The organism is Microbacterium paraoxydans, assembly GCF_018224615.1.
Lineage (GTDB): Bacteria > Actinomycetota > Actinomycetes > Actinomycetales > Microbacteriaceae > Microbacterium > Microbacterium paraoxydans_B.
The window spans coordinates 1-2953 of sequence record NZ_JAGTUK010000007.1; the positions used below are offsets into that span (position 1 = coordinate 1).

Annotated in this window: 1 rRNA gene; it reads right to left on the reverse strand. The window is 53.5% G+C overall.

Annotated elements, in window-relative coordinates:
* Positions 1-46 precede the first annotated feature (46 nt).
* Positions 47-2953, reverse strand: a 23S ribosomal RNA gene (locus tag KE274_RS16330); the annotation flags it as partial.

Below are 2953 nucleotides of genomic sequence, written 5' to 3' on the forward strand. Positions count from 1 at the left end.
AAAACTAGATAACAGTTTGCTGAGTAAAGCTTACGCTTTTAAAAGTTTGGTTAAGTCCTCGATCGATTAGTATCWGTCAGCTMCAYRTGTCGCCACACTTCCACCTCAGACCTATCAACCTGATCATCTTTCAGGGATCTTACTTCCTTGCGGAATGGGAAATCTCATCTTGAGGGGGGCTTCATGCTTAGATGCTTTCAGCACTTATCCCGTCCGCACATAGCTACCCAGCGATGCCCTTGGCAGAACAACTGGTACACCAGCGGTGCGTCCATCCCGGTCCTCTCGTACTAAGGACAGCTCCTCTCAAATTTCCTGCGCCCGCGACGGATAGGGACCGAACTGTCTCACGACGTTCTGAACCCAGCTCGCGTACCGCTTTAATGGGCGAACAGCCCAACCCTTGGGACCGACTACAGCCCCAGGATGCGATGAGCCGACATCGAGGTGCCAAACCTCCCCGTCGATGTGRRCTCTTGGGGRAGATAAGCCTGTTATCCCCGGGGTAGCTTTTATCCGTTGAGCGATGGCCCTTCCATGCGGAACCACCGGATCACTAAGCCCGACTTTCGTCCCTGCTCGACTTGTAGGTCTCGCAGTCAAGCTCCCTTGTGCCTTTACACTCTGCGAATGATTTCCAACCATTCTGAGGGAACCTTTGGGCGCCTCCGTTACCTTTTAGGAGGCGACCGCCCCAGTCAAACTGCCCACCTGACACTGTCTCCCCGCCCGATAAGGGCGGCGGGTTAGAAGGTCAATACAGCCAGGGTAGTATCCCACCGATGCCTCCACCGAAGCTGGCGCTCCGGTTTCCAAGGCTCCTACCTATCCTGTACAAGCTGTACCAACATTCAATATCAGGCTGCAGTAAAGCTCCACGGGGTCTTTCCGTCCTGTCGCGGGTAACCTGCATCTTCACAGGTACTATAATTTCACCGAGTCTCTCGTTGAGACAGTGCCCAGATCGTTRCGCCTTTCGTGCGGGTCGGAACTTACCCGACAAGGAATTTCGCTACCTTAGGACCGTTATMGTTACGGCCGCCGTTTACTGGGGCTTCAATTCGCACCTTCGCTTACGCTAAGCGCTCCTCTTAACCTTCCAGCACCGGGCAGGCGTCAGCCCCTATACTTCGCCTTACGGCTTCGCAGAGACCTGTGTTTTTGCTAAACAGTCGCCTGGGCCTATTCACTGCGGCTCTCTCGGGCTTGCACCCTAACAGAGCACCCCTTCTCCCGAAGTTACGGGGTCATTTTGCCGAGTTCCTTAACGAGAGTTCTCTCGATCACCTTAGGATTCTCTCCTCGCCTACCTGTGTCGGTTTGCGGTACGGGCACCTCTCACCTCGCTAGAGGCTTTTCTTGGCAGTGTGGAATCAGGAACTTCGCTACTATATTTCGCTCGCCATCACAGCTCAGCCTTATGGGAAACGGATTTGCCTATTTCCCAGCCTAACTGCTTGGACGCGGATATCCAATACCGCGCTTACCCTATCCTCCTGCGTCCCCCCATTGCTCAAATGGTGAGGAGGTGGTACAGGAATATYAACCTGTTKYCCATCGMCTACGCCTTTCGGCCTCGSCTTAGGTCCCGACTAACCCTGAGCGGACGAGCCTTCCTCAGGAAACCTTAGGCATTCGGTGGAGGGGATTCTCACCCCTCTTTCGCTACTCATACCGGCATTCTCACTTCTAAGCGCTCCACCAGTCCTTCCGGTCTGGCTTCACAGCCCTTAGAACGCTCTCCTACCACTGTTCGAAGAACAGTCCGCAGCTTCGGTGATACGTTTAGCCCCGGTACATTTTCGGCGCAGAGTCACTCGACCAGTGAGCTATTACGCACTCTTTAAATGGTGGCTGCTTCTAAGCCAACATCCTGGTTGTCTAAGCAACTCCACATCCTTTTCCACTTAACGTATACTTTGGGACCTTAGCTGGCGGTCTGGGCTGTTTCCCTTTCGACTACGGATCTTATCACTCGCAGTCTGACTCCCAAGGATAAGTCATTGGCATTCGGAGTTTGACTGAATTCGGTAACCCGGTAGGGGCCCCTAGTCCAATCAGTGCTCTACCTCCAAGACTCTTACCTTGAGGCTAGCCCTAAAGCTATTTCGGAGAGAACCAGCTATCTCCAGGTTCGATTGGCATTTCACCCCTACCCACACCTCATCCCCGCACTTTTCAACGTGCGTGGGTTCGGGCCTCCATTCAGTGTTACCTGAACTTCACCCTGGACATGGGTAGATCACCTGGTTTCGGGTCTACGACCACGTACTCATGCGCCCTATTCAGACTCGCTTTCGCTGCGGCTCCGCATCTTCTGCTTAACCTTGCACGRGATCGTAACTCGCCGGTTCATTCTACAAAAGGCACGCCATCACCCGTTAACGGGCTCTGACTACTTGTAGGCACACGGTTTCAGGATCTCTTTCACTCCCCTTCCGGGGTGCTTTTCACCTTTCCCTCACGGTACTGGTTCACTATCGGTCACTAGGGAGTATTTAGCCTTGGGAGATGGTCCTCCCGGATTCCGACGGAATTTCACGTGTTCCGCCGTACTCAGGATCCACTCAGGAGAGAACGAAGTTTTGACTACAGGGCTGTTACCTCCTATGGCGGGCCTTTCCAGACCTCTTCATCTACCTCGTTCCTTTGTAACTCCGTACAGAGTGTCCTACAACCCCAAGAGGCAAGCCTCTTGGTTTGGGCTRATCCCGTTTCGCTCGCCGCTACTCAGGGAATCGCATTTGCTTTCTCTTCCTCCGGGTACTTAGATGTTTCAGTTCCCCGGGTCTGCCTTCTCATATCCTATGAATTCAGATATGGATACCACTCCATTACGAGTGGTGGGTTTCCCCATTCGGAAATCTCCGGATCAAAGCTTGCTTACAGCTCCCCGAAGCATATCGGTGTTCGTCCCGTCCTTCATCGGCTCCTAGTGCCAAGGCATCCACCG